Source organism: Azonexus sp. (assembly GCF_041909095.1).
GTDB lineage: Bacteria > Pseudomonadota > Gammaproteobacteria > Burkholderiales > Rhodocyclaceae > Azonexus.
The window spans coordinates 18514-43087 of sequence record NZ_JAYREB010000009.1 but is presented as its reverse complement, the minus strand read 5'-3'; the positions used below and the strand labels follow the sequence as shown (position 1 = coordinate 43087).

25 protein-coding genes are annotated in these 24574 nt (G+C 65.3%); 13 read left to right on the top strand and 12 right to left on the bottom strand.

Annotation, left to right across the window (positions count from 1 at the left end; translation table 11 throughout):
• Positions 1–104: 104 nt before the first annotated feature.
• The 3 genes from ACE3OV_RS14930 to ACE3OV_RS14920 are packed head-to-tail and all read right to left on the bottom strand — an operon-like array spanning position 105 to position 2463.
• Entirely contained in the window at positions 105–770 is a 666-nt protein-coding gene (locus tag ACE3OV_RS14930) for an energy-coupling factor ABC transporter permease (protein ID WP_374328211.1), read from the bottom strand.
• A 9-nt stretch (positions 771–779) separates the two neighbouring features.
• A complete protein-coding gene (locus tag ACE3OV_RS14925) occupies positions 780–1712 on the bottom strand; it encodes an electron transfer flavoprotein subunit alpha/FixB family protein (RefSeq protein ID WP_374328210.1) in 933 nt (310 codons plus the stop codon).
• A 1-nt stretch (position 1713) separates the two neighbouring features.
• The gene (locus tag ACE3OV_RS14920) at positions 1714–2463 is read right to left on the bottom strand and encodes an electron transfer flavoprotein subunit beta/FixA family protein (RefSeq protein WP_374328208.1); all 750 of its coding nucleotides are present in this window, start codon (positions 2461–2463) and stop codon (positions 1714–1716) included.
• A gap of 115 nt (positions 2464–2578) precedes the next feature.
• Between ACE3OV_RS14920 and ACE3OV_RS14915 the strand changes: the two genes are divergently transcribed.
• The gene (locus ACE3OV_RS14915) at positions 2579–3202 is read left to right on the top strand and encodes a TetR/AcrR family transcriptional regulator (protein WP_374328207.1); all 624 of its coding nucleotides are present in this window, start codon (positions 2579–2581) and stop codon (positions 3200–3202) included.
• A gap of 6 nt (positions 3203–3208) precedes the next feature.
• On the opposite strand, the gene ppx is transcribed toward ACE3OV_RS14915, so the two are convergent.
• The 4 genes from ppx to ACE3OV_RS14895 all read right to left on the bottom strand — a co-directional run bounded on the left by ppx (position 3209) and on the right by ACE3OV_RS14895 (position 8867).
• A complete protein-coding gene (gene ppx / locus ACE3OV_RS14910; protein WP_374328205.1) occupies positions 3209–4696 on the bottom strand; it encodes an exopolyphosphatase in 1488 nt (495 codons plus the stop codon).
• 115 nt (positions 4697–4811) lie between these two features.
• Positions 4812–6704, bottom strand: coding sequence for a propionate--CoA ligase (locus ACE3OV_RS14905; RefSeq protein ID WP_374328204.1), 1893 nt, complete (start codon positions 6702–6704; stop codon positions 4812–4814).
• 50 nt (positions 6705–6754) lie between these two features.
• A complete protein-coding gene (locus ACE3OV_RS14900; protein WP_374328203.1) occupies positions 6755–7870 on the bottom strand; it encodes a response regulator in 1116 nt (371 codons plus the stop codon).
• 1 nt (position 7871) lies between these two features.
• A complete protein-coding gene (locus ACE3OV_RS14895) occupies positions 7872–8867 on the bottom strand; it encodes an oxidoreductase (RefSeq protein ID WP_374328202.1) in 996 nt (331 codons plus the stop codon).
• A 134-nt stretch (positions 8868–9001) separates the two neighbouring features.
• On the opposite strand from ACE3OV_RS14895, the gene ACE3OV_RS14890 reads away from it, so the two are divergent.
• The 3 genes from ACE3OV_RS14890 to ACE3OV_RS14880 all read left to right on the top strand — a co-directional run bounded on the left by ACE3OV_RS14890 (position 9002) and on the right by ACE3OV_RS14880 (position 11342).
• Entirely contained in the window at positions 9002–9511 is a 510-nt protein-coding gene (locus ACE3OV_RS14890) for a C40 family peptidase (RefSeq protein ID WP_374328200.1), read from the top strand.
• Positions 9512–9622: 111 nt separating this feature from the next.
• Positions 9623–10639: a Fe(3+) ABC transporter substrate-binding protein gene (locus ACE3OV_RS14885; RefSeq protein ID WP_374328199.1), complete on the top strand. Its 1017-nt coding sequence runs from the start codon at positions 9623–9625 to the stop codon at positions 10637–10639.
• Positions 10640–10715: 76 nt separating this feature from the next.
• Entirely contained in the window at positions 10716–11342 is a 627-nt protein-coding gene (locus tag ACE3OV_RS14880) for an ankyrin repeat domain-containing protein (RefSeq protein WP_374328196.1), read from the top strand.
• A gap of 2 nt (positions 11343–11344) precedes the next feature.
• Here the strand turns inward: ACE3OV_RS14880 and ACE3OV_RS14875 are convergent, their stop codons facing one another.
• A complete protein-coding gene (locus tag ACE3OV_RS14875) occupies positions 11345–13000 on the bottom strand; it encodes an ABC transporter permease (RefSeq protein ID WP_374328195.1) in 1656 nt (551 codons plus the stop codon).
• Between the two features lie 24 nt (positions 13001–13024).
• Here ACE3OV_RS14875 and ACE3OV_RS14870 point away from each other — a divergent pair, with 24 nt between their 5' ends.
• From ACE3OV_RS14870 to ACE3OV_RS14840, 7 genes are all read left to right on the top strand, one after another.
• Complete coding sequence (locus tag ACE3OV_RS14870; RefSeq protein WP_374328194.1) at positions 13025–14155, top strand: ABC transporter ATP-binding protein; 1131 nt, start codon at positions 13025–13027, stop codon at positions 14153–14155.
• Positions 14156–14161: 6 nt separating this feature from the next.
• Positions 14162–14863 carry a leucyl/phenylalanyl-tRNA--protein transferase gene (aat, locus tag ACE3OV_RS14865; RefSeq protein WP_374328192.1) on the top strand — a complete coding sequence of 234 codons (702 nt, stop codon included), beginning with the start codon at positions 14162–14164 and terminating at the stop codon, positions 14861–14863.
• Positions 14864–14868: 5 nt separating this feature from the next.
• A complete protein-coding gene (locus ACE3OV_RS14860; protein WP_374328191.1) occupies positions 14869–15600 on the top strand; it encodes an arginyltransferase in 732 nt (243 codons plus the stop codon).
• 66 nt (positions 15601–15666) lie between these two features.
• Positions 15667–16959, top strand: a complete 1293-nt coding sequence (locus ACE3OV_RS14855) for an EAL and HDOD domain-containing protein (RefSeq protein ID WP_374328190.1) — start codon at positions 15667–15669, stop codon at positions 16957–16959.
• Between the two features lie 42 nt (positions 16960–17001).
• Positions 17002–17595 (top strand): LemA family protein, encoded by a 594-nt coding sequence (locus tag ACE3OV_RS14850; RefSeq protein ID WP_374328188.1) that lies wholly within the window; start codon positions 17002–17004, stop codon positions 17593–17595.
• A 3-nt stretch (positions 17596–17598) separates the two neighbouring features.
• Positions 17599–18414, top strand: a complete 816-nt coding sequence (locus ACE3OV_RS14845) for a YgcG family protein (RefSeq protein WP_374328187.1) — start codon at positions 17599–17601, stop codon at positions 18412–18414.
• A 1-nt stretch (position 18415) separates the two neighbouring features.
• A complete protein-coding gene (locus ACE3OV_RS14840) occupies positions 18416–18916 on the top strand; it encodes a TPM domain-containing protein (RefSeq protein ID WP_374328186.1) in 501 nt (166 codons plus the stop codon).
• Here the strand turns inward: ACE3OV_RS14840 and ACE3OV_RS14835 are convergent, their stop codons facing one another.
• The 4 genes from ACE3OV_RS14835 to ACE3OV_RS14820 are packed head-to-tail and all read right to left on the bottom strand — an operon-like array spanning position 18917 to position 23452.
• A complete protein-coding gene (locus ACE3OV_RS14835; RefSeq protein WP_374328184.1) occupies positions 18917–20137 on the bottom strand; it encodes an ABC transporter permease in 1221 nt (406 codons plus the stop codon).
• Entirely contained in the window at positions 20134–20832 is a 699-nt protein-coding gene (locus ACE3OV_RS14830) for an ABC transporter ATP-binding protein (RefSeq protein WP_374328182.1), read from the bottom strand. Before ACE3OV_RS14830 ends, ACE3OV_RS14835 begins: the two co-directional genes overlap by 4 nt.
• Positions 20832–22064: an efflux RND transporter periplasmic adaptor subunit gene (locus ACE3OV_RS14825; protein ID WP_374328180.1), complete on the bottom strand. Its 1233-nt coding sequence runs from the start codon at positions 22062–22064 to the stop codon at positions 20832–20834. Before ACE3OV_RS14825 ends, ACE3OV_RS14830 begins: the two co-directional genes overlap by 1 nt.
• Positions 22061–23452: a TolC family protein gene (locus tag ACE3OV_RS14820; RefSeq protein WP_374328178.1), complete on the bottom strand. Its 1392-nt coding sequence runs from the start codon at positions 23450–23452 to the stop codon at positions 22061–22063. Before ACE3OV_RS14820 ends, ACE3OV_RS14825 begins: the two co-directional genes overlap by 4 nt.
• A 74-nt stretch (positions 23453–23526) precedes the next feature.
• On the opposite strand from ACE3OV_RS14820, the gene ACE3OV_RS14815 reads away from it, so the two are divergent.
• Both ACE3OV_RS14815 and ACE3OV_RS14810 read left to right on the top strand, forming a co-directional pair.
• On the top strand, positions 23527–24243 hold the full coding sequence (locus ACE3OV_RS14815) for an AzlC family ABC transporter permease (protein WP_374328176.1): 717 nt from the start codon (positions 23527–23529) through the stop codon (positions 24241–24243).
• Entirely contained in the window at positions 24240–24560 is a 321-nt protein-coding gene (locus tag ACE3OV_RS14810) for an AzlD domain-containing protein (protein WP_374328174.1), read from the top strand. Before ACE3OV_RS14815 ends, ACE3OV_RS14810 begins: the two co-directional genes overlap by 4 nt.
• The last annotated feature ends 14 nt before the right edge of the window (positions 24561–24574 follow it).

The window sequence follows — 24574 nt, the reverse complement described above, 5'->3', positions numbered from 1 at the left end:
CGCGCCGCCATGTACGACAAAGCACAGCAAGCCTAGCGCTATTCGAAATCCCTGCTGTTTCAACAATGCCCCCAGATGACGATCAAATAATCGGATTGTATCAACTATTTGCCAGAAAGATAGCTCGAATCGTCAAAAGACGCCACCCATTGCGGCCTGTAAACCACAAATAGTGTCACTACCATACCCGACAGCCAGGACTCCGAAAATGCCAAAAGCAGGTAGTAAGGAAAATGCTCCTCGAAAAGAAAGGCCCACGAATAAGCGCCAGACAGGCCGAGCAATACGCTGGAAGCCAAGCCGACGCTCATGATGACAAGGCCTGAGGAGACAAAGGCATTGACGAAAATGTACACAAAAAAATGCTTGGGCAGGATACTGGACAGACAGCGGAACAGCTGACTACTGACGAGTACACTGAAGCCCGCCAGCAACAGGGCATTGACCCCGTAAGCAAAGACACCCGCCCCACCGTTGAGCGTGACCCCCAGGACCACCAGGGAAAGCCCGACAAAAGCCAGATGCGGCCCGAAAGCCAGGGTAAAAATGTTTGCCCCGAGCAGATGCAGCGCCAGTCCCGGCTTTACCCCGGCCTTCAAGCTCCAGACCAGCATCAGCAATACGATCATGCCGAGCCATAAATTGGACTGTTCGGAGGCCGCCAAGCGCTTCCAGGGGGCTCGCCAGATGCTGCGGGCGAAAAGCGGCAGCCAGGCAAGCCAAGCCACCCAGTACCACGTTTCGCCCAACAGGTCGTCGGTGAGATTCACCGAATCATTTTAGCCGAGAGCGTTCTCGAGTTGCGGAATTGTTTCGAACAAATCGGCCACCAGACCGTAATCCGCCACCTGGAAGATCGGCGCGTCCGGATCCTTGTTGATCGCAACGATCACCTTGGAATCCTTCATGCCAGCCAGATGCTGGATGGCACCGGAAATACCAACGGCAACATAGAGCTGCGGCGCAACCACCTTGCCGGTCTGACCAACCTGATAGTCGTTCGGAACGAACCCCGCGTCGACCGCTGCCCGGCTGGCGCCGAGCGCGGCACCGAGCTTGTCGGCGAGCGGCTCAAGCAGGCGGTGATAGTTTTCGCCGCTACCCAGACCGCGACCACCGGAAACGATGATCTTTGCCGCCCCCAGTTCAGGACGCTCGGACTTGGTCAATTCGCGCCCCTGTAGCACCGTCAGGCCCGTGTCCGCCGCAAGCGCCAGACTTTCCACGGGAGCAGCCGCACCGGTAGCGACCGGGTCGAATGCCGTCGTACGAACGGTGATCACCTTGACCGGATCCTGGCTTTGCACCGTCGCCATCGCATTGCCGGCATAGATCGGACGGACGAAGGTATCGGCCGACTCCACCGCGGTGATTTCAGAGATTTGCGCCACATCGAGCAAGGCAGCAACCCGCGGCAACAGGTTCTTGCCGAAGGTGGTCGCCGGCGCCAGGATGTGGGTGTAGGCAGAAGCATTGGCCACCACCAGCGCTGCCAGATTTTCCGCCGTCTGGCTTGCATACTGCGCAGCATCAGCCACCAGCACCTTGGCCACGCCTTGCAGCGCGGCAGCTTGTGCTGCAGCGCCCGAGCAGGCACTACCAGCAACCAGCAGATGAACCTCGCCACCGATCTTGACGGCGGCGGCCACGGTGTTCAGGGTGGCGGACTTTATCGTTTGCTGATCATGTTCGGCAATAACAAGAATCGTCATCTCAGATCACCTTTGCTTCGTTCTTGAGTTTATTGACCAGGTCGGCCACGTCGGCAACCTTGACACCGGCCGAGCGCTTCGCCGGCTCGACGACCTTCAGGGTTTTCAGGCGCGGCGCCACGTCTACGCCAAGGGCGTCCGGCTTGACCGTATCGAGCGGCTTCTTCTTCGCCTTCATGATGTTGGGCAGGGTCGCGTAGCGCGGCTCGTTCAGACGCAGATCGGTGGTCACCACCGCCGGCAGCGACAACTGCAGGGTTTCCAGGCCGCCATCGATTTCGCGAGTCACCGTCGCCTTGCCGTCGGCAATCACCACCTTGGAAGCGAAGGTCGCCTGTGGCCAGCCGCTCAACGCAGCCAGCATCTGGCCGGTCTGGTTGGCATCGTCGTCAATCGCCTGCTTGCCGCAGACAACTAGCTGCGGCAGCTCGCGATCGCAGAGGGCTTTCAGCAACTTGGCGACGGCCAGCGGCTGCAGTTCGACGTCGGTCTCGACCAGGATGCCGCGGTCGGCACCGATGGCCATCGCGGTGCGCAAGGTTTCCTGGCAGGCGGCAGGACCGCAGGAAACGGCAACGACTTCGGTCGCAATGCCGGCCTCCTTGAGCCGCACCGCTTCTTCGACGGCGATTTCGTCGAAGGGGTTCATGCTCATCTTGACGTTGGCCAGATCGACGCCGCTACCGTCGGCCTTGACCCGCACCTTGACGTTGTAATCCACCACCCGTTTGACGGGAACAAGAATTTTCACTGTTTTCTCCTATTTACTTCGGTCAGTATTTTTATTGATCTTCGCCGTTTGACAGACGACTTGGCAAACCGGACAATTCCCATACTGTGTCGTATGGAAAAGCATACGGTAGCGTATGGAAAATCAAGCTGTCAAGCCCCCGATCAAGAGCCAAGGTCTTCGTGCCAGTCGCAAGGCGGTTAGCGGCCGCACCCAACTCGACCCGGAACGCTGGATCGATGTCGCCACCGATGTCCTCGCCAAGGAGGGCATCGCCGGTTTGCGGGTGGAAGTCCTAGCAAAACGCTGCGGTGTCACCAAGGGGAGTTTCTACTGGCACTTCAGGGATCGTCAAGCGCTGCTCGACGCCGTGCTTGAACGCTGGCGCGAGGGACGGATTCGCGACATCGAGAAGACCACGGCCGTGCAAGCCGGGCAGGAACTGGAACAGCTCCATTACGCGATCGAACTGTACGGCGCCAACCGCAATCGCAAGGGCATGTCGATCGAACTCGCCGTCCGCGACTGGGCCCGTCACGACAGCCGCGCCGCGGCCGTCGTCGAGGCTGTCGACCTGTACCGGCTGGAATGTACCCGCCGCCTGTTCGTTGCTTCGGGAATGACGGAAGCCAGCGCCAAAAGCCGCAGCCTGCTGCTCTACGCCTGCGTCTTCGGCCTCTCCTTGATGCATTACGACCACTTCGACGACGACCCGGCCGATCTCAAGCGACGCATCGCCCAGCACATCGTCGCCGGCTGAGCCGTTTCAGTCGAGCGCACGCACCACGCACTCACGGCCGATCTGCTTCCAGATCAGCGACTCTTCAGCCAGCGCCGCCGCAGTCCAGGGATTTTTCGCCAGCCATTTGCCAGGCAGAGACAGCATGAAACCGCGCTCGGTACTTGCCACCCGCCAGGCCGGTAGCTGTCGATCATCGCGGGTACGATGCAGCGCGACTGCCAGCCGCAGGCAGAAGATCAGGCGCCATACCCCATCCACAGCCGGCACCTCGGCCAGTTTCTCCAGCTTGCCGCGATGCCCGAGCACCAGCAGCGCCAGGCGCGCCTGGTCTTTCTTGGAAAAACCCGGCATGTCGGCATAAGTCAGGATATAGGCACCGTGCTTGTGATAGGCGTTGTGCGCCACGGAGATGCCAATCTCGTGCAAGCGACAGGCCCAGGACAGGTACTGGATGTCCGCCTCCCCGGGCGCGCCGCCGGATAGCTGGGTCAATGCCGACAGCGCGACCGCCTCGACCCGCTCCACCTGGTCGCGCTCCACCTGGTAACGTTTGCGGAAGTGGGCGACGGTCGCATCGCGCATGTCGTGCTGATGGAAACGCCCGAGCAGATCGTAGAGGACGCCAAGACGTAGCGCACCGTCGGCGTAGGTCATGCATTCGATGTCGAGTTCCTCGAAGATCGCCGCCATGATCGCGATCCCGCCAGGCAGAACCGGCATCCGGTCGCCCCTGACCCCCTTGAGGTCGAGATTTTCGGCCGAACCGGCCTTGACCAGCAGGGCGCACAAACGCTCCAGACCTTCCCGGGTGATCCCGCCGACGTTGCCGGGGTTCAACTCGTTCATTTCCAGGATGTCGGCGATCGCCCGCGCCGAACCGGAGGAGCCTACAGCCTCCTTCCAGCCCAGTTTCTGGAAATCGTGGGCGATCAGTTCGATTTCCTTGGCTGCCGCCGCCTGCGCCTCGCGCAAGCGCCGCTTGTCGATGCGTCCGCCGGGGAAATACTTGAGCGTGAAGCTGACGCAGCCCATGTAAAGCGATTCCATGAGTTGCGGGTCGTGGCGCTTGCCGATGATGAATTCGGTCGAACCGCCGCCGATATCAACGACCAGACGCTTGTGGTTGGCGCTCGGCAAGGAATGCGAGGCACCGATGTAAATCAGGCGGGCTTCCTCGCGGCCGGCGATGACTTCGATCGGAAAGCCCAGGGCTTCTTCCGCATGGGGCAGAAACTCGCCAACGTTCTTGGCCACCCGCAGGGTGTTGGTGGCCACGGCGCGCACCGCGCCGCGATCGAGACCGCGCAGACGCTCGCCAAAACGGCGCAAGGCGCTCAGCGCGCGCTCCTGCGAAGGCGCATCGAGCAGCTTGTCTTCAGTCAACCCGGAGGCCAGACGTACCGGCTCCTTGAGCGAGTCCAGCGGGTAAATCTGGTCGTCGACCACGCGCCCGACCTGCAACCGGAAGCTGTTCGATCCAAGATCGACGGCCGCCACAGTTTCGTAAATCATTCGATGGGATCTGTCCGTTCTGTCAGGCGGCGATTTTAGCACCCGATATCGGCACGGATTCTTACAAAAAAAACCGCCGGCAACTGCCGGCGGTTTTCGCGAAGCCTGTGGGCGATCAGCCAGCCAGCAGCTTCTTGATGTTTTCCAGCGTCGACGGATCCTCGATCGTCGTCAGATCGCCCGGGTCGCGGCCTTCGGCCAGCGCCTGCAGCGAACGGCGCAGCATCTTGCCGGAACGGGTCTTGGGCAGGCCGACGACGAAGTGCACGCGGGCCGGACGGGCGATGGCACCAAGAATGCCGTCGACGGTGGCGAAGACTTCCTTCTCCAGCGCCTTGACCAGTTCCGGCGTGGCGATCTTGGACGCATCCTTGACCACGGCGAAGGCCATCGGCATCTGCCCCTTCAGCTTGTCCTCGACCCCGACCACGGCGACCTCGGCGATGGCAGCGTGGTTCTGGATCGCCTCCTCGATTTCGCGGGTACCGAGACGGTGACCGGCAACGTTGATGACGTCGTCGGTACGACCGAGGATGGTGAAGTAACCGTCGTCATCCTTGATCGCCCAGTCGTAGGACGAATAAACCAGCGGATCCTTGAACAGCGTGAAGTAAGTCGACACGAAACGGTCGTCCTGACCCCAGACGGTGGACAGGCAGCCGGGCGGCAGCGGCGGAATCACCGCGGCGATGCCCTTCTCGTTGGCGCCGCACTCGGAACCGTCCTCGCGGAAGATCTTGAGGTTGTAGCCATAGACCGGGAAGGACGGCGAGCCGAACTTGATCGGCGTCTTCTCGACGCCGTGCAGCGCGGCCAGCATCGGCCAGCCGGTTTCGGTCTGCCAGTAGTTGTCGATGACCGGCTTCTGGAGTTCGTTCTGGAACCACTCGTGGGTCGGCTGGTCGAGCGGCTCGCCGGCCATGAAGATGTGCTTCAGCGACGACAGGTCGTACTTGTGCATGTACGCCGGATCCTGCTTCTTCAGCACGCGGGCGGCGGTCGGCGCCGAGAACATCACGTTGACCTTGTACTTCTCGACGATCTGCCACCAGATGCCCGGATCGGGGCGCAGCGGCGTGCCTTCGTACATGATCGTCGCCATGCCGGCGATCAGCGGGCCGTAGATGATGTAGGAGTGACCGACCACCCAGCCGATGTCGGAGGTGGAGAAGTAGGTTTCGCCTTCGCCGCCGCAGTAGATGTGCTTCATCGACGAAGCCAGCGCCACCGCGTAGCCGCCGGTGTCGCGCTGCACGCCCTTCGGCTTGCCGGTGGTGCCGGAGGTGTAAAGAATGTAGGACGGCTCGGAGGATTCCAGCCATTCGCACTCGACGCGCGCGTTCATCAGTTGCTCGCGCAGCGCGGCGTAATCGACGTCGCGGCCGGCAACCTTGTTGAAGCCCTTGTCCAGGCCGCGGTCGACCATCAGCACCTTGGTCGGCTTGTGTTCGGCGATTTCGATCGCTTCATCGAGCAGGTGCTTGTACGGCACCGCCTTGCCGCCGCGCATGCCGGCGTCGGAGGAAACGATCAGGGTCGGCTTGGCGTCGTCGATGCGGGTGGCCAGCGAACCGGATGCAAAGCCGCCGAACACCACCGAGTGGATGGCGCCGATGCGGGCCGCCGCGAACATCGCGAACGCCGCCTGCGGGATCATCGGCATGTAGATCAGGACGCGGTCGCCCTTCTTGACGCCGAGGCTCAGGTAGATCGCCGCCATGCGCTCGACTTCGGCTTGCAACTCGGCGAAGGAATAGATCTTCTCTTCGTCGGTCTCGGTCGAGATGTAGATCAGCGCGTTGTCGTTCGGACGCTTGGCCGCGTGACGGTCGATCGCGTTGTGGCAGAGATTGGTCTTGCCACCGACGAACCATTTGGCAAACGGCGGCCGCGAAAAATCGCAGACCTGGGTAAACGGTTCCTTCCAGTCGATGAGCTGGGCCTGTTCAGTCCAGAACCCATCCGGATTCTCAATCGAATACTGGTGAAACTCCTTGTAAGTCGTCATAAAGCTCCCTCTAGCTAGCTAATGTTTCCTGCACAAAATAAAAGAACGGATTATTGGTTTTTACTGTTCCGTTCGCCCAGATAACGCTCGAGCTCCGCGATCGGGAGCGTCAAGTCGAGTTCCTTGTCGATCAGCACGAGCAAGGGCATCAGTTGCCCCAGCAAGGCATCGAGATGCGGTACCACCGGCGCCGGCCGGTTGGCACGCAGCAATTCCAGCGCATGCGGCAGCGAAATCGGCCGCGTCGCCGGCAACACGCCACCAGCCTCGACCCGGTTGCCGCCGGCCGCCATCGCCTGCTGCATGCGATGCGTCGCCAGTTCCAGCAAGGCGCCAGCAGAACTCACGACATCCACCGGCACGCTCGCCAGACCGATGCTGACGGTCAGCGCCAGTGCCTCGCCATGCACCGAGAGGCGCGCCACTTCGACCGCCTGGCGGACCCGTTCGGCAAAGCAGGCGCAGAAGTTGGCCGCCGTACCGGGAGAAACCACGGCGAACTGCCCGGCCGCCACGTGGCCGAGACTGTCTTCCTGGCGGACCTTGCCGGCCAGCATCCGGGCGAAGCGATTGCCAACCTCTTCGGCCATTTCCGGCCCCAGTTTTTCGCACAGCCGGTCATAGCCGTCGAAGCCGAGCACCATCATGCTGACGTCCATGCCATGGCGCGCCGAATGCGACAGCGCCTGGGCCACCTGCAACTCCAGGTAACGACGGGTGAACAGGCCGGTCGCCGGATTCTGGACCATCTGCTCACGACCACTGTCGAGGCTTTCCTGAGCCTGTTGCAGGGCCAGCAGGTTGCCCAAGCGAGCCAGCACCTCGCTGGCGCCACTGCTCTTGGTCAGGAAGTCGGAAGCCCCCAGGCCGCGCGCTTTGCCTCTTTCTTCTTCGGTTTCCTCGCCGGTCACCAGGATGCAGGGCATCTGCTGCAAGCGCCGCAGGCGCGACGAACGCAGACGTTCCAGCAACTGGTAGCCATTCATCTTCGGCATCTGGATATCCGAGACCACCGCCCGGATCGACTGGTCGAGGACCAGCGTCTGCCAGGCGGCCTCGCCGTCGGCCTCCTCCCGCACCTCGTAATGATCGCGCATGTGCTGGGCCAGCGAGGTCCGCACCACTTTCGAATCATCGACGATGAGAATGCGCGGCAGGGTAGCCATGTCAGCCCCCGGCCAGTTCGACGACGACCCGCCCCTTGGCCTTGCCGGCGATGTATTGCTCGAAAGTCTCCGGCAACTGGGAAAAACTGATCGTCCGCGCCATGTCGAGCAGGTGCGGCGGCCGCAGATCGCTGGCCAGACGCTGCCAGACGCCGTGCCGATAAGGTTCGCGGATGTAGCCGGAATCGATGCCGAGCAGCGAAACCCCGCGCAGGATGAATGGCGCGACCGAGGTATTCAGCTTCATGCTGGCAGCCAGGCCGATGCTGGCGATGGTGCCGCCCTGCTCCATCGTGCTGGCGATCCAGGCCAGCACATCGCCGCCCAGATTATCGACGGCGCCCGCCCAGCGCGCCCGGTCAAGCGGCCGAATCTTGCTCAGATCAAGGCTCTGGCGCAGCATGACTTCGGCCGCACCGAGGCTGCGCAGGTAATCCGCTTCGCTTTCCTTGCCGGTCAGCGCAACCACGTGATAACCGCGCTGCGCCAGCATGTCGATGGCCAGACTGCCGACCCCGCCTGTCGCGCCGGTGACGATCACCGGCCCCTTGGCCGGCGTCAGTCCGTTTTCTTCCATCCGGACCACGCCCAGCGCCGCGGTGAAACCTGCCGTGCCAAGCACCATCGCCTCGTAAAGCGACATGCCGGCCGGCAGCGGAACCACCCAGTCGGCCGGCACCCTGGCCATTTCGGCGTAGCCGCCATGATGCGCAACGCCAATGTCGAAACTGGTCGCAATGACCGGATCACCGGGCTTGAAACGCGCATCGTCGCTGGCGACGACGGTGCCGGAAAGATCAATGCCGCCGACGCAGGGAAAGCGCCGGATGATCTTGCCGGCGCCAGTGGCAGCCAGCGCATCCTTGAAATTGACGCTCGAATAGGCGACCCGGATCAGGACTTCGCCAGCGTCGAGGTCAGCGACCGTCATATCGACGAAGCGATGGGCAACCTTGCCTTCGCTCTCTTCAATCAACAATGCCTTGAACGAATCCACGGTGACCTGCCTCCTCACGCTTAGGGGTTGGGATTGTATTCATAATTACGGATTATGAACATAGTTTCATTTCTACTCGCCAACAGCTTCGATGGACTTTACACACCGGCAGATTTCAAATAGATTACGCGCCCATGCATCGAAAAATCCTCTCCCTCCTGGCTGCCTCCGCACTACTGCTGACCAGCGCCTTCCCGGTTGGTGCCGCGGAAACGCCACGCTCGCCGGAGGCCCCGATGTCCTTCGTCGAACGTTACACCAACGTCACGCAGGATGTCATCCTGGAAGGCCTCAAGCTGGTTGGCGTGCGCTACAAGATGGGCGGCAACAGCGTTGAAAACGGTCTGGATTGCAGCAGCTTCGTCCAGATGGTGTTCAAGGAAAGCATCGGCGCCTACCTACCGCGCACCGCGCGCGAACAAAGCCAGGTTGGCAAACAGATCGACGCCAGCCAGTTGCAGCCCGGCGACCTGGTCTTCTTCAACACCATGCGCCGCACCTTCTCGCATGTCGGCATCTACCTCGGCGACAATCACTTCATGCACGCGCCGCGTGCCGGCTCCGAAGTTCGGGTCGAAAACATGAACAACAGTTACTGGCAAACCCGTTTCAACGGGGCCAGAAGAATCATCGAAGCCCGCTGAGCAAGACAACGGCCGCCAGGCCGTTTTTTTTGGACCACAATCAGTAACAGTTCCCATTAACAAATTTTGTTATAAACTAGAACAATTCTTATACGCAACGCGGAGATCCCCATGAAGATAGCAGCCTCGCTCGTCGCCCTGTCCATTGCCGCAGTCCTGCAACCGGCACTGGCTCAGGAAAAGGTCCTCAATCTGTATTCGGCCCGTCACTACCAGACCGACGAAGCGCTTTACGCCGATTTCACCAGGCAGACCGGCATCAAGATCAACCGGATCGAAGGCAAGGAAGACGAGTTGCTCGAACGCATCCGCAACGAAGGCGCCAACAGCCCGGCCGACGTACTCCTCACCGTCGACGCTTCACGCCTGGCGAAGGCTCGGGAAATGGGCCTGTTCGCGCCGCTCAGTTCGCCGATCCTCGAGAAACGCATCCCTGCCCATCTGCGTACTGCCGAGTGGGCAGCCTTTTCCACCCGCGCCCGCGTCATCGTCTATAACAAGGCGAAAATCCCCGCGGCCGATTTGCAGAACTACAGCGACCTTGCCAATCCGCAGCTGAAAGGAAAATTCTGCTCGCGTTCAGGATCGCATCCCTACAACCTGTCGCTGCTCGCCTCGGTGATCGCGCATGACGGCGAAGCCAGGGCCGAAGAACTGGCGCGCGGCATGGTCGCCAATTTCGCGCGTAGCCCGAAAGGTGGCGACACCGATCAGATCAAGGCTGTCGCCGCCGGCGAATGCGGCGTCGCCATTTCCAACAGCTATTACGTCGCCCGCCTGATGCGTTCGGACAAGGCCGCCGATCAGAAGGTCATGGAGCAGGTCGGCGTCGTCTGGCCCAATCAAACGACAACCGGCACCCACATCAACGTGTCTGGTGGCGGCGTCCTGAAGCATGCGCCAAACAAGGCGGCGGCGATCAAGTTCCTGGAATACCTGGCCTCGGATTCAGCACAGCGCTACTTTGCCGATGGCAACAACGAATGGCCGGTCGTCGAATCGGTCAAGGTCGACAACCCGGCGCTGGCCAGACTCGGCAAATTCAAGGCCGACAAGTTGCCGGTCAATAGCCTGGCCATGTATCAGGTCAAGGCGCAGATGATATTTGATCGAGTCGGCTTCAAGTAAAGCCTGAATCCCTCTTGCCTCTCGCCAAAGCGGCTGCCATCCCCTAGAATCTCCCGCCAGGACAGGAGAAAGCGTCATGGGATCCAACCGCCTTGGTGCAGCTAATTCATTGATCGAGGCGATCCGTGCCAACAGTCTGCACCGGGTCGCCTCCGCGCTTGATGACAATGCCGACATCGAAACGCCGGATATCCACGGCTACCGTGGGCTGCCGTTGCGTACCGCCTGCTTCGTCGGCAATGTACCGATCGTCCGTGAATTGATCCGGCGCGGCGCCGATCTCAACGCACCAACTGCCGACGGCCCCGGCGCCCCCATCCGCCTGGCGATGCGTGCCGGCCATACGGAAATTGCCGCATTGCTGCTTGCCCACAACGCCCAGATTCCTTTCGACCTGGAAATTCCGCCGTCCATCTTCGAGCGCGCCAAGGAGTTGTCCTCGGGCAACAAGCCGATTCTCGACATGCCCATGCTGGAATTCGATGTTCCGCCAGCGAAGCCAGCAGGCGCGCCGGAATCCCGCCACGACAGCATGGTCAGGTTCATCACCTCGCAGCCCAAGGATGCCATCGAGCAGGTCGACATGAAGGGCGTTTATGGCGTGGACACCAGCGTCCTGGCGCTGGACTTCGAACGCTCCGGCGGCGCCTGGGAAAAAACCGACCCGACCCCTCCCGCCTCGCTCGACGACGAGCCCAAGTAACTTCAGCGGCGACGGCTTGCCGCGATCTGGCGCGAGAGCAGGATCAGCGGCAGGATGCCGACGGCGACGATGGCCAGCGACGCGCTTGACGCTTCCGCCAGCCGCTCGTCGGAAGCCAGGGTATAGGCCTGCGTCGCCAGCGTATCGAAATTGAACGGGCGCATTACCAACGTTGCCGGCAACTCCTTCATCACATCGACAAAAACCAGCAAGCCGGCGGTCAGCAGGCTGCCGCGCAAGAGCGGCGCATGCACCCGGCGCAGGCTCGCGCCCTGACCGAGCCCGAGACTGCGGGCGGCGTCATCCATGCTGGGCGTGATCTTGCCCAGCCCGGACTCCACGGTATGCAGCGCCACCGCCAGGAAACGCACGAGATAGGCGTAGACCAGCGCGGCGATGCCGCCGGTCAGCAGCAGACCCGGGTTGTTGCCGAACCAGCTTTCCCACTGGCCGGCCAGCCATTGATCGAGGCGCGTCACCGGGATCAGCACACCAACGGCGATCACCGCCCCCGGCACTGCATAGCCAAGACCGACCAGTCGATTCAGCCCGGCCGCCAATCCGCCCTTGGCCAGACGTGCCCCGTACGCCAGCAGGAGCGCCAGCAGAACAGCGATCAGCGCCGTCGTCCCGGCCAGCACAAAACTGTTGCGCGAGAGAACCAGGAAACGTTCGCCGAACTGCGCATCGCCATCGGTCAGCGCCATCTTCAACAGCAAGCCGGCGGGCAGCAGGAAGCCAAGTAGCAAAGGCAGCAGACACAGGCTAGACGCCAGCCACGCCCGGGCACCACTCAGGCGCCTGCCGGCCAGCGGACGATTGCGTCCGGTCGTATCGTGATAGCGGGCACGCCCGCGCGACACCCGCTCGACCATCAGCAGCAGCAGCACGAAACCGAGCAGCATGGCCGCCAGCTGGGCCGCCGCAACGCGGTCGCCGAGCGAGAACCAGGCGCGATAGATGCCGGTCGTGAAGGTATTCACCGCGAAATAGGCGACGGTTCCATAGTCGGCCAATGTTTCCATCAGGGCCAGCGCGATGCCGGCGGCAACCGCCGGCCGGGCGAGCGGCAGCGACACCGAAAAGAAGGCGCGCCACGGCCCCATGCCCAGAGTCCGCGCCGCCTCGAGCATGCCGCTCGCCCGCTCGAGGAAGGCGCTGCGCGCCAGCAGATAAACATAAGGATAGAGAACGCTGACGAACATCAGCACCGCGCCGGGCAGGCTGCGGATATCGGGAAACCAGTAGTCGCCGTGCTCCCAGCCGAAGGTCTCGCGCAGTGCGGTCTGCAGCGGACCGACGAACTGCAGGAAATCGGTATACACGTAGGCCATCACGTAGGCCGGCACCGCCAGCGGCAGGACCAGCGCCCATTCGAAGAGGCGGCGCCCGGGAAAATCGTGCATCGCGGTCAGCCAGGCGGTGGTCACGCCAACCAGGGCGACCCCGAGCGCAACGCCAAGGCACAGCCACAGCGAATTGGCGATGTACTCGCTCAGCACCGTCTGCGTCAGATGGGCCCAGGTTGCGCTGGTGCCGCCGACGAACAGGTTGAGGCCGACGCTGGCCACCGGCATCGCGGCCAGGGCAGCAATGACGAGAGCGACGACGAGAAGCGGCGACAAGCGCCGCGCGAGGAAGCTTGAGCGCGAGTTCATGAATGCGAATTATAATCGAGCACCATGGCACAACTCGAATTAACCCACATTCTTCAGCGCTACGGTAAACACCCGGTGGTCGATGGCGTCGGCTTTCGTCTCGAAACTGGCAGAATCGCCTGCCTGCTCGGCCCCTCGGGTTGCGGCAAGACGACCCTGCTGCGTTGCATCGCCGGTTTCGAGGAAATCGTCGGCGGCGAAATCCGCATCCACGGCCAGGTCGTCAGCCGCCCGGGCCTGCACATCGCCCCGGAAAAGCGCCGGATCGGCATGGTCTTCCAGGATTACGCGCTGTTTCCCCATCTCAGCGTCGGCGAAAACATCGCTTTCGGTCTCGATCGGCGTCGCGACGAAGCGGCCAGCCTGCGCGTACGCCAGATGCTCGCCACCGTCGGCCTGGCCGGACTTGGCGAGAAGTATCCACACGAGCTCTCCGGCGGCCAGCAACAACGCGTCGCCCTGGCCCGGGCGCTGGCGCCGCGTCCGGAACTGATCCTGCTCGACGAACCCTTCTCCAACCTCGACGTCGGCCTGCGCGAGCGCCTCTCGTTCGAGGTGCGGGAAATCCTCAAGCGCGAAGGCTCGACCGCGATCATGGTCACCCACGACCAGAACGAAGCCTTCGCCATCGCCGACGAAATCGGCGTCATGTACCACGGCCGCATCCAGCAATGGGATACGCCGTACAACCTCTACCACCGCCCGGCCAACCGCTTCGTTGCCGACTTCATCGGCCAGGGCGTGCTGCTGCCCGGCGTCGTCGGCGACGGCAACAGCGTGCGCATGGAACTGGGCACGCTGCTTTCCGACACCCCGGTCGAATGCCACGAAAGCTGCGCCCATTGCGAGGACGGCTGCCGGGTCGACGTCCTGCTGCGCCCCGACGACGTGATCCACGACGACGCCAGCCCGGTCCGTGCCGAAGTCCTGCACAAGGCTTTCCGCGGCGCCGAAATCCTGTACACCCTGCGCCTGGCTAGCGGCAGCGAGGTGCTGTCGCTGGTTCCCTCGCATCACAACCACGCGCTCGGCGAACGGATCGGCATCCGTCTCGACGCCGACCACGTCATCGCCTTCAAGAAACACGAGGCCTGCGGCGACGACCCCGCCTGCGAACGCCGCCTCGAACAGCAGGCGGCTGCCTCACCGGCCTGACCCCGGATGATCCCCTACCTCGGCCCGCACACGCCATTTCCGCCGGTCGCCACGGCCAGCGCCGAGATGGGCGGACTGCTCGCCGTCGGCGGCGGACTCTCGGCAACCCGGCTGCTCGACGCCTACCGGCGCGGCGTCTTTCCCTGGGGCACGGTCGAGGGTCACCCGCTGTGGTACAGCCCGGACCCGCGCATGGTCATGTTCCCCGAGGAATTCCGCCTGTCGCGCTCGCTGCGCCGACTGCTGCGCGGCGGGCCGCTGCGGGTCAGTTTCGATGGCGATTTCCGCGGCGTCATCGCCGGCTGCGCCGCCACCCCGCGCCCTGGCCAGGACGGCACCTGGATCAACGCCGAAATGATGGCCGCCTACGTCCATCTGCATGAACTCGGCTGGGCGCATTCGGTCGAAACCTGGGAAGACGGCAAGCTGGTCGGCGGACTCTATGGCCTGGCCATCGGCCGCATGTTCTACGGCGAATCGATGTTTTCCCGCCGCGACAACGCCTCCAAATTTGCCTTTGCCCACCTGATCCGCCACCTCCGCGCCCATGACTTCGGTATGATCGACTGCCAGATGCACACGCCCCATCTCGCTTCGCTGGGTGCCCGCGAAATCCCGCGCGCCGACTTCCTGACCCGTCTCGCCGAACTGACGGGCAGCGGGTCCGCCGGCCGCTGGAGCGCAGACCATCCGGCAAGCGGGGAATGACCGCCATGTCCCAGCCCGACGACGCCGACCTGCCCTTCTCGCTGCTCCAGTTCTACGCCACCTCGCGCTATCCCTGCAGCTACCTGCCGGAGCGCGAGGCGCGCTCGCAGGTGGCAACGCCCGCCCACCTGATCGACAGCCAGATCTACGGCGTGCTGATCCGCACCGGGTTCCGGCGCAGCGGCCTGTTCACCTACCGGCCGCACTGCGACTGCTGTCGCGCCTGCGTCCCGGTCCGCCTGCCAGTCGCCGAACTGTGCCCGACGCGCAGCCAGCGCCGCGCCTGGAAGCAGCATGCCGGGCTGCAGGTGCGCGAACTGCCGCTGCGTTTCGAGCCCGAGCATTTCGACCTCTACTGCCGCTACCAGGACAGCCGCCACCCGGGCGGCGGCATGGACGAGGACAGCCGCGAGCAGTACGCCCAGTTCCTGCTGCAAAGCCACGTCGACAGCCGCCTGATCGAATTCTCGGACAACGGCAAGGTCCGCATGGTCAGCGTCATCGACGTCCTCGACGACGGCCTGTCGTCGGTCTACACCTTCTTCGACCCCGACATCCCCGGCGCCAGCTACGGCACCTTCAACATCCTCTGGCAGGCCAGGCAGACCCAGGCGCTCGGCCTGCCCTACCTGTATCTCGGCTACTGGATCGCGGAAAGCCGCAAGATGGCCTACAAGACGCGCTTCCAGCCGATCGAGGGCTACCGCGACGGCAACTGGGCGCGCCTGCCGGAATAAAGGCAAGGCTGCCGGCATTCCCGAAAGCTGCGCTCTGGCCTATGATGCCAGGCAGATCAACCCGCCTTGCTCACTCCCTTGTTCAAGAAACTCTTCGCTCGTCTGGGCAGCACGCCCGCCGCAAAAGCCAGCGCCCCCAAGGTCGAGGCAACGCCTCCGGCAGCGGCAGCGCCACGCCTCCTCTTCGCCTGGCAGGAACTGATCGGCGCCGACCGCCGGATCGCCGGCTACCGGCTGCTGCCGCGCGCCCTCGACGGCGATGCGGCGATCAGCGGCGCCCAGTTGAGCGCCGGCCTGGCGCACGAAAACGTCCGCCCGGCCGCCGAGCAGCGCCCGCTGCTGATCCCGCTGAGCGCCGCCCAGTGGGCCGACGCCGACTTCACGCCACTGCTCGCCGCGCACAGCCACCTGCTGATCACCGACCTTGCCGCCTGCGCCGACCCGCGCGCTTTGATCGATGCCATCCACGTCGCCGACGCCCGGGTCGCCGCCTACCTGCCCTGGCAGCTGGACGCCCAGGCCGAACTGCCGGTTGACCTGTTCCTCGTCGAATTCCGCGACGTCCCGCTGGCCGCGCTCGAACAACGGCTGCAGGCGCTCGCCCGGCGGCGCCCCGGCGTAAAACTGCTCGCCGACGGCATCGAATCCTGGGACGAATTCCGGCTCTGCCAGCGCCTCGGCATCACCTACTGCAGCGGCGCTTTCGCCGCCAGCCGCGATCAGGCGGCGAGCGCCGAGCGGATCAGCGAAAGCCGGCTGGTGGTCATCGACATGCTCAACCAGATCCGCGCCGAGGCACCGCTGAAGGCGATCGCCGCCACGGCCATGCGCGACCCGGCGGTGGTCGTCAAGCTGCTGGAGATGGCCAACTCGCCGCTCTACGGCCTGCCGCGCAAGGTGGCGGGAATCGAGGAGGCAATCACCCTGCTCGGCCGCGACGCGCTGTACCGCTGGCTGTCGCTGGCGATGTTCCGGATGGACGGCGACAACGGCCGCGACGGCACCCTGCTGATGCTGGCCATGGGCCGCGCCGCCCTGCTGTCCGGCCTCGCCCGCGACAGCGGAGAGGCCGCCGACGAAGCCTTCCTGGTCGGCCTGCTGTCGCTCATTGACTGCCTGCTCGAACGGCCGCTGGCCGAGATCCTCGCCCGCATCCAGTTACCGGAAGCGGTCGCCGCCGCCTTGCTGCGCAACGAGGGGCCGCACGCGCCGCCGCTGCAACTGGCGATCATGCTCGAACGCTGCCGGCTCGACCAGGCAGTGATCCTCGCCGGCGCCCTGCAGATCCGGCCGGCCCGGCTGGTCGCCTGCTACCGCGAGGCGCTGAGCTGGGCCAGCGCCCAGGTCGGCGACGCGTGAACGCCGCCCCAAACTTTCACTGAAGCCCCCAGGAGTCCTCCCATGCGCCTGCGCATCCTTGCCCTGCTCGCCCTCATCACCGCCCTGCTCTCCGGTTGCGGCTACAACCAGATCCAGATCAACGACGAAGGCGTCAATGCCGCCTGGTCGGAAGTCCTCAACCAGTACAAGCGGCGCGCCGACCTGGTGCCCAACCTGGTCGCCACCGTCCAGGGCTACGCCGCCCACGAGAAGGAAGTGCTGACCCGCGTCACCGAGGCCCGCGCCGCTGTCGGCGGGATCAAGGCGACGCCGGAACTGATCAACGACGAAGCCGCCTTCGCCAAGTTCCAGCAGGTGCAGGCCGAGATGAGCAGCGCCCTGGCCCGCCTGCTGGTGGTCGCCGAAAACTACCCGCAACTGAAGGCCGACGCCAATTTCCGCGACCTGCAGGCGCAGCTCGAAGGTACCGAGAACCGCGTCACCGTCGCCCGCAACCGCTACATCGACGCGGTGCGCGTCTACAACATCTCGGTGCGCACCTTCCCGAACAACCTGACGGCGATGGCCATGGGCTGGAAGCCGAAGGCCAACTTCAGCGTCGACAACGAAAAGGCGATCGCCGACGCGCCGGCCGTCAAGTTCGACAGCAAGTAAGCGATGCTGCGCTGGCTGCTGGTCTGCCTGCTCGCCCTCCTGCCGGTGGCCGGCTGGAGCGCCGACCCGATTGCCCTGCCGGCGCTGAACGAGCGCGTCGTCGACCTGACCGGCAGCTTGTCGGCCAACGACCGGGCCGGTCTGGTCGAGCGGCTGACCCGGCTGGAACAGGAAAAAGGTGCGCAGATCGCCATCCTGCTGCTGCCGAGCACGGCGCCGGAAAGCATCGAACAGTTCGGCATCCGACTGGCGGAAGGCTGGAAAATCGGGCGCAAAGGCGTGGACGACGGCGTCATCGTCATCGTCGCCAAGGACGACCGGCGCATGCGCATCGAAGTCGGCTACGGCCTGGAAGGCGCGATTCCCGACGCGATTGCCAAGCGCATCGTCGACGAGCAGATGGCGCCGCGTTTCCGTGACGGCGATTTTGCCGGCGGCCTCGGCGCAGCGGTCGACACGCTGGTCCGCGTCATCGATGGCGAAAGCCTGCCGCCGCCGAAGGAGAAAAAGCCCCAGGACAGCGGCTTCGACACCAACAGCCTGATCTTCTTCGCCATCTTCGTTGCCAGCCTGGCCCGCGCCATGTTCGGTCTGCTCGGCGCCCTCGGCATCTCGCTGGTGGCCGGCGCCCTGGCCTGGTTCAGTTTCGGTTCGCTGGGCGCCGCCGTGATCGCTGCAGTGATCACCTTCCTTGCTTCCTTCTTGCGCGCCGGCAACGGCGGCTGGCATAGCGGTGGCGGCGGCAGTCGTGGCGGTGGTGGCGGATTTTCCGGCGGCGGTGGCGGCTTTGGTGGCGGCGGCGCCTCGGGGAGATGGTGAGATGGGACTGCTGCGCAAACTCAAACACCTGACCGCGCCCGGCTGGCTGGTCCGTCGTCATTTCGGCAAAGCCGACCTTGATGCCGTCGAAGCCGCCATCGCCGCTTCGGAAAAGAGCCATCGCGGCGAAATCTGCGTGGTCATCGAAGGCGCCCTGCCCTATGCCGCACTGTGGCATGAAACCGACTGCCGTCAGCGGGCCGGCGAACTGTTCCGGGAATACGGCATAGACCGGACACGCGAGGCAACCGGCATCCTGCTCTACATCCAGTTGCTCGACCACCAGCTGGAAATCCTGGCCGACCACGGCATCTCGGCACAGGTGCCGCAAGCCGTGTGGGACGAAATCTGCCACGCGGTCGAACGTGAATTCGCCGCCGGTCGCTACCGCGAAGGCACGGTCAGCGCCATCGGACGAATCGGCGCCCTGCTCGCCGAGCACTTCCCGGCGACGGCCGACGACAACCCGGACGAACTCGCCAACCGGCCGCGCCTGCGCTGATCACTGGTAGCGCAAGGCTTCGATCGGGTCGAGCCTTGCCGCCTTGCGCGCCGGGTACCAGCCGAAGAAGATGCCGACCCCGGCTGCTACGGCAAAGGCCAGCAGGGCGGCGCTGCCGGAAATGACGACGACCATGCCGGTGAAGGCATTGATCGCCAGCGCGATGCCGATGCCGAGCAGCAGACCGAGCAGGCAGCCGGCAAAGGAAATCATCACCGATTCGAGCAGGAACTGGCTGAGGATGTCCTTGCGCCGGGCGCCGATCGCCATCCGGATGCCGATCTCGCGCGTCCGCTCGGTGACCGAGACAAGCATGATGTTCATGATGCCGATGCCGCCGACGAGCAGCGAGATCGAGGCGATCGCGCCGAGCAGGACCGACATCGTCCGCGTCGTCGCCGCTTCCGATTCGGCGGCCGCCGACAAGTTGCGCATGTAGAAGTCGTCGGGCATTTCCTCGCGCAGACGGTGACGCTGGCGCAGCAGCGCGGTCGTCGCGTCCATCACCCGTTCCATGTTGTCGGCCGAATCGGCCTGCACCATGATCATCCGCACCGAACCCAGGAAGGGCGTGCCGAAGACCTTGCGCTGGGCGGTGCTGAGCGGAATGATCACGCTGTCGTCCTGGTCGCGGCCGTCGAGGTTCTGGCCCTTGGCGCCGAGCACGCCGACGACGACGAAGGGGCTCTGCTGGATGCGCAGCGTCTTGCCGACCGGGTCCTCGTCGCCGAACAGGCTTTCGGCGACGGTCCTGCCGATCACCGCCACCCGCGTCGCCGAGCGCACGTCGGAAGCGCCGAAGGCGCCGCCGTTAACGATGCTCCAGGCGCGCGCGTCGAGGTAGGCGGGCGTCGTGCCGATCACCTGGCTGCTCCAGTTCTGCGCGCCGTAGACCAGTTGCCGCGTTCCCTGGTGGGTCGGCGCGACGTTGACGACGCCGTCGAGTTCGGCGATCGCCTCGGCGTCGGCGACGGTCAGCGTCGGCCCGCCGCCGCTGCCGCTGCGCACGCCGGAGGCGGTGAAGGAACCGGAAAGGACGATGAACAGGTTGGCGCCCATCGTGCTGATCGTCTGCTGCACCGCGTACTGCGCGCCCTGGCCGATGGCCAGCATGATCACCACGGCGCCGACGCCGATCACCATGCCGAGCATGGTCAGCGCCGTGCGCAGGCGGTTGGCGCCCATTGCCAGCCAGGCTTCGCCGAGCATCGGATGAATCATGCGGCGGCTCCGGTGAGGTGGTCGCTGACGATGCGGCCGTCGAGGAAACGCACCTGGCGTTTGGCGTGCGCCGCAATGTCGGGTTCGTGGGTGACCAGGACGATGGTGATGCCGTCGCCGTTGAGTTCGCCGAACAGGCGCATGATTTCCTCGCTGGTATGGCTGTCGAGGTTGCCGGTCGGCTCGTCGGCGAGGATCAGACGCGGCGCGTTGACCAGCGCCCGGGCGATCGCCACCCGCTGCTGCTGACCGCCGGAAATCCGGTTGGGCAGCGACTCGGCGTACTTGCCGAGGCCGACCCGTTCGAGCAGGGTTCGCGCCCGCGCCCGCCGGGTCGCCTTGTCGACGCCGGCATAGACCAGCGGCAGCGCGACGTTGTCCTGCAGGCTCATGCGCGGCAGCAGATTGAAGCCCTGGAAGACGAAACCGAGCGTCCGGTTGCGCAGGACGGCGAGCGCGTCCTTGTCCAGCGTCGCGACGTTCTCGCCGGCCAGGAAATACTCGCCGACGCTCGGCGTGTCGAGGCAGCCGAGCAGGTTCATGAAGGTCGATTTACCGGAACCGGACGGGCCCATGATCGCAATGTACTCGCCCGCCGTAATCGCCAGGTCGACGCCGCGCAACGCCGGAAACTCGCCGGCGGCGGTCGGGTAGGACTTGCCCAGGCCGACCACCCGGATGACGTCGCCGGTCATCAGAACATCCGCATGCCGACCGACGACGGCGACTTGCCGCCGCCCCCGTTCTCGCCGACGACAACCCGCGCCCCTTCGGCCAGTTCGCCGCCGAGCACCTCGGTGTTGCGGCTGTCGGTGATGCCGAGCTGCAGCGCCACCGGCTGCAGCTTGCCGTCGGCCAGCACGTAAACCGTCGCCTGCTGGCCGTCGCGCTTGCGGCCCTTGGCGTTGCCGGACTTGGCACCGCCGCCGTCGGCCCCGGCGCCCATGCCCGGCGCCATGCCGGCCGGTGGCCGGCCGCCTTGCGCCTTGGCGGGAGCGGCCTCCGCCGGCTTGAAGCGCAGTGCCGCGTTGGGCACCAGCAGGGCATCCTTGCGCTGCTGAACGCCGATCGTCACGTAGGCGGTCATCCCCGGCAACAGGATCTGGTCGGGGTTGGCGACGGAAATGCGCACGTTGTAGGTGACGACGTTCTGCTGCGTCGTCGGGTTAAGGCGGATCTGCTGGACGACGCCCTCGAACTTGCGGTCGGGGAAAGCATCGACCGTGAAGCGCGCCTTCTGCCCCTCGCGGATGGCGCCGATGTCGGCTTCGGCGAAGCTGGTATCGATGCGCATCTCCGACAGGTCCTTGGCGATCTTGATCAGCGTCGGCGTCTGGAAGCTGGCCGCCACCGTCTGGCCGAGGTCGACGACGCGGTCGATGACGACACCGTCGACCGGTGAGCGGATCGTCGTGAACCCCAGGTTGGCCCGGTCGCGCGCGTTCTGCGCCTGGCTCAGCGCCAGTTGCGCGCGCGCCGCCTTGAGCGCCTGCGCCGCCTGATCGTATTCCTGCTTCGAGACGTACTCCTCGGCGAGCAGCGCCTTCATCCGCGCCTCGTTGGCCGTCGCCAGTTCCAATGTCGCCTGCGCGCTGCTGACGCTGGCCGCGCTCTGCCGCTCGCTCGCCGAGACCAGCGCGTCGTCGAGTTCGAGCAGCGGCTGGCCGGCGGTGACCTTGTCGTTGAAATCGACGTAGAGCTTCTTCACCGTTCCCGAAACCTGGGTACCGACGCTGATCAGCACCACCGGGTTCAGCGTGCCGTTGGCCGACACCGTCTGGACGACGTCGCCGCGCGCGATCTCAGCCGTCCGGTAACGCTGCTCCGGCGTCTGGCCGGCGCCGCCGGCGAAATACCAGTAAGCACCGCCGCCGAGCGCGGCGATCAGCAGCGCGCCGAACAGCAGCCGGCCTGTCTTCCTGTTCATCGTTTTTCCTCCGCCGCCCGCAGCAGCGTTTCATCGAGCGCCCCCATGGCCTGGGCCAGGGTGGCGCGGTAAATGTTCCAGTCGAGTTCGGCGCGGATGCGCTGGACCCGGGCGTCGGCCAGCGCGCTCTGGGCGTTGAGCAGGTCGAGCAGGTTGCCGACGCCGGCGCGGTAGCGGCCGCGCGCGACGCGGTCGGCCTGTTCGGCGCTGGCCAGCAGGTCGCGCGTCGTCTGCAATGTCTCGGTCGCCGTCGCCAGGTTCTGGTAGGCCTGCCAGACGTCGAGCGAGACCTGGTTGCGCAGGCGGTCGCGCTGGGCGACACGTGCTTCCTGCTGCGCCTCGGCGGCGCGCACGCGGTAGGTGGTGTCGAAACCGGAAAACAGCGGCACGTTCAGGGTCAGGCCGATGCTGCCGCCGTGCGTCGTCGTTCCCGCCAGGCGCTGCCAGTCCGGCCCAGCCGACAAGCCGAGCGTTGGCCGGCCCTGGGCGCGGGCGGCATCGACCGCGGCGGCGGCGGCGCGCACCTGCGCTTCGGCCGCCTTGAGGTCGGGACGACGGTCGACGGCGCGACCGATCAGCGCCTCGACTTCATCCCGGAAGGTGGCGGTTTCGCCGATCTCGGCCGGCGGCGCCAGTTGCAGCGGCGTCTGCGCCGGGAAGCCCAGCGCGTTGGCCAGCCCGCCCAGCGCGTTGCGCGCTTCGCCGGCCGCCCGCTGCCGGGCCAGCCGCGCCTGCGCCAGCGCGGTCTGCGCCTGCAGGCGGTCGGCCGGCGTGGCGACGCCGACCTTGTAGCGCAGTTCGGCGGCCTCCAGGCTGGCGCGGGCGGCGGTTTCGCTATCCACCGTCGCCTGCACCGCGGCCTGCGCCGCCTGGGCGCCGTAATAACCCTGCAGGGCGGCGAGGAACAAGGTCTGCACGCTGGCATCGCGGGTCGCCAACGCGACTTCCAGCAACTGCCGGGCATTGTCTTCGGCGGCGCTGCGCCGGCCGGCGTCGAACAACAGCCAGGAAAAATCGAGCGCCGCGCTACTTGAGTTGGTCCGACTGTCCTCGTTGAAGTTGCGCGCGGTCGAAGCGCGGGCGTCGAGCGTCGGCAGCCAGGCGGCCCGGGCGACTCCGAGCTGCGCCGCCTGCGCCCGCGCGTTGGCCCACAGTTCGCGCGTCTGCGGATGGCGACAGAGGGCGAGATCGACCGCCTCCTGCGCCGTCAGCGGCGTCTCCGGCAGGGCGTCGGCGCAGGGCGCGGCGCCAACGCGGGCGGCCAGCGCCGGCGCCTGACGCAGGGGCAGCAGTGCCTCGGTGGCCAGCGGATCGGCCAGGTCGACCGCGACCGCCGCCTGGGCGGTCAAAACGAGTAAAACCGGGAAGATTCGGGTCAGGGCTTGCATGGCCGACAGTTTAGCCGGGGCGGCGGAATCCGCGCTGTTACAAATTGTTTGCCGGCTGTTGTATCTTCGGACCCATGTCTGGAACCACGACATCTCCCTTCCTCGCTGGCGCTCGCGCCGGTTTCGCGGTTTTCCTGCCGTTCTCGGTCGGCCTGATGCCGTGGGCGCTGGTCATGGGCATGGCGATGCGCAGCGCCGGTTTCTCGCCGGTCGAGGCGATGGGCATGAACCTGATCGTCTTCGCCGGCACCGCCCAGCTCGGCACCCTGCCGCTGATCGTCGCCGGAGCGCCGCTGTGGCTGATTTTCTTCACCGCGCTGGCCCTCAACCTGCGCTTCCTCATCTTCAGCGCCGCCCTCGCCCCAGCCTTCCATGGCGTCGGTCCGGGCGCCCGCTGGCTGTCCGGTCACCTGCTTACCGACGGCGTCTTCGCCGCCTGCGTCGACGGTTTGCAGAAAGCCGACGACGCGCGCTGGCGACTCGGTTACTACCTGGCGCCATCGCTGTGGTCGTGGCTGCTCTGGCAGACCTTCACGCTGCTCGGCATCCACGCCGCGGCGGTGGTGCCGCAAAGCTGGTCGCTGGAATTCATGGCGACGATCGCCCTGATCGTGCTGCTGGTGCCGATGTCGCGCGTCCGCCCGATGCTGGTCGCGGCGCTCGTGGGCGGTGGCGCGGCAACGCTGCTGCGCGACATGCCGCTGAAGCTGGGCGCCGTCGTCGCCATCGTCCTCGGCATCGCCGCCGGTTTCCTGGCGGAAAACCTCGAACACCGGAGGCAGCGCCGATGAACGATACCGACCTGTGGCTGATCTTCATCGTCATCGGCCTGGCGACGACGCTGCCGCGGGCGAGCTTCATCGTCCTCGGCAACCGCGTCAGCCTGCCCGGCACCGTCCAGCGCGCCCTGCGCTACGCCCCGGCGGCGGCGCTGGCGGCGATCGTCGCCCCCGACCTGCTGGTCGTCGGCGGCCAGTTCGCACCGATCAACGCCAAACTCGCCGCCGGCCTGGCCGCGGCGGCAACCGCGCTGCGCTGGCGCAACCCCTGGCTGCCCTTCATTGTCGGCATGGCGGTGCTGCACTTGCTGCGCCAGGGGACGGGCTGAGTCATATCACGAAA

What these genes read in the sequence shown, in the direction of transcription:
- ACE3OV_RS14870 (WP_374328194.1), top strand. Translation starts at nt 13,025, where the DNA reads ATGGCACAACTCGAATTAACCCACATTCTTCAGCGCTACGGTAAACAC.
- aat (WP_374328192.1), top strand. Translation starts at nt 14,162, where the DNA reads ATGATCCCCTACCTCGGCCCGCACACGCCATTTCCGCCGGTCGCCACG.
- ACE3OV_RS14830 (WP_374328182.1), bottom strand. Translation starts at nt 20,832, where the DNA reads ATGACCGGCGACGTCATCCGGGTGGTCGGCCTGGGCAAGTCCTACCCG.
- ACE3OV_RS14885 (WP_374328199.1), top strand. Translation starts at nt 9,623, where the DNA reads ATGAAGATAGCAGCCTCGCTCGTCGCCCTGTCCATTGCCGCAGTCCTG.
- ACE3OV_RS14915 (WP_374328207.1), top strand. Translation starts at nt 2,579, where the DNA reads ATGGAAAATCAAGCTGTCAAGCCCCCGATCAAGAGCCAAGGTCTTCGT.
- ACE3OV_RS14900 (WP_374328203.1), bottom strand. Translation starts at nt 7,870, where the DNA reads ATGGCTACCCTGCCGCGCATTCTCATCGTCGATGATTCGAAAGTGGTG.
- ACE3OV_RS14845 (WP_374328187.1), top strand. Translation starts at nt 17,599, where the DNA reads ATGCTGCGCTGGCTGCTGGTCTGCCTGCTCGCCCTCCTGCCGGTGGCC.
- ACE3OV_RS14850 (WP_374328188.1), top strand. Translation starts at nt 17,002, where the DNA reads ATGCGCCTGCGCATCCTTGCCCTGCTCGCCCTCATCACCGCCCTGCTC.
- ACE3OV_RS14825 (WP_374328180.1), bottom strand. Translation starts at nt 22,064, where the DNA reads ATGAACAGGAAGACAGGCCGGCTGCTGTTCGGCGCGCTGCTGATCGCC.
- ACE3OV_RS14840 (WP_374328186.1), top strand. Translation starts at nt 18,416, where the DNA reads ATGGGACTGCTGCGCAAACTCAAACACCTGACCGCGCCCGGCTGGCTG.
- ACE3OV_RS14925 (WP_374328210.1), bottom strand. Translation starts at nt 1,712, where the DNA reads ATGACGATTCTTGTTATTGCCGAACATGATCAGCAAACGATAAAGTCC.
- ACE3OV_RS14810 (WP_374328174.1), top strand. Translation starts at nt 24,240, where the DNA reads ATGAACGATACCGACCTGTGGCTGATCTTCATCGTCATCGGCCTGGCG.
- ACE3OV_RS14890 (WP_374328200.1), top strand. Translation starts at nt 9,002, where the DNA reads ATGCATCGAAAAATCCTCTCCCTCCTGGCTGCCTCCGCACTACTGCTG.
- ACE3OV_RS14820 (WP_374328178.1), bottom strand. Translation starts at nt 23,452, where the DNA reads ATGCAAGCCCTGACCCGAATCTTCCCGGTTTTACTCGTTTTGACCGCC.
- ACE3OV_RS14835 (WP_374328184.1), bottom strand. Translation starts at nt 20,137, where the DNA reads ATGATTCATCCGATGCTCGGCGAAGCCTGGCTGGCAATGGGCGCCAAC.
- ACE3OV_RS14815 (WP_374328176.1), top strand. Translation starts at nt 23,527, where the DNA reads ATGTCTGGAACCACGACATCTCCCTTCCTCGCTGGCGCTCGCGCCGGT.
- ACE3OV_RS14860 (WP_374328191.1), top strand. Translation starts at nt 14,869, where the DNA reads ATGTCCCAGCCCGACGACGCCGACCTGCCCTTCTCGCTGCTCCAGTTC.
- ppx (WP_374328205.1), bottom strand. Translation starts at nt 4,696, where the DNA reads ATGATTTACGAAACTGTGGCGGCCGTCGATCTTGGATCGAACAGCTTC.
- ACE3OV_RS14905 (WP_374328204.1), bottom strand. Translation starts at nt 6,704, where the DNA reads ATGACGACTTACAAGGAGTTTCACCAGTATTCGATTGAGAATCCGGAT.
- ACE3OV_RS14880 (WP_374328196.1), top strand. Translation starts at nt 10,716, where the DNA reads ATGGGATCCAACCGCCTTGGTGCAGCTAATTCATTGATCGAGGCGATC.
- ACE3OV_RS14875 (WP_374328195.1), bottom strand. Translation starts at nt 13,000, where the DNA reads ATGAACTCGCGCTCAAGCTTCCTCGCGCGGCGCTTGTCGCCGCTTCTC.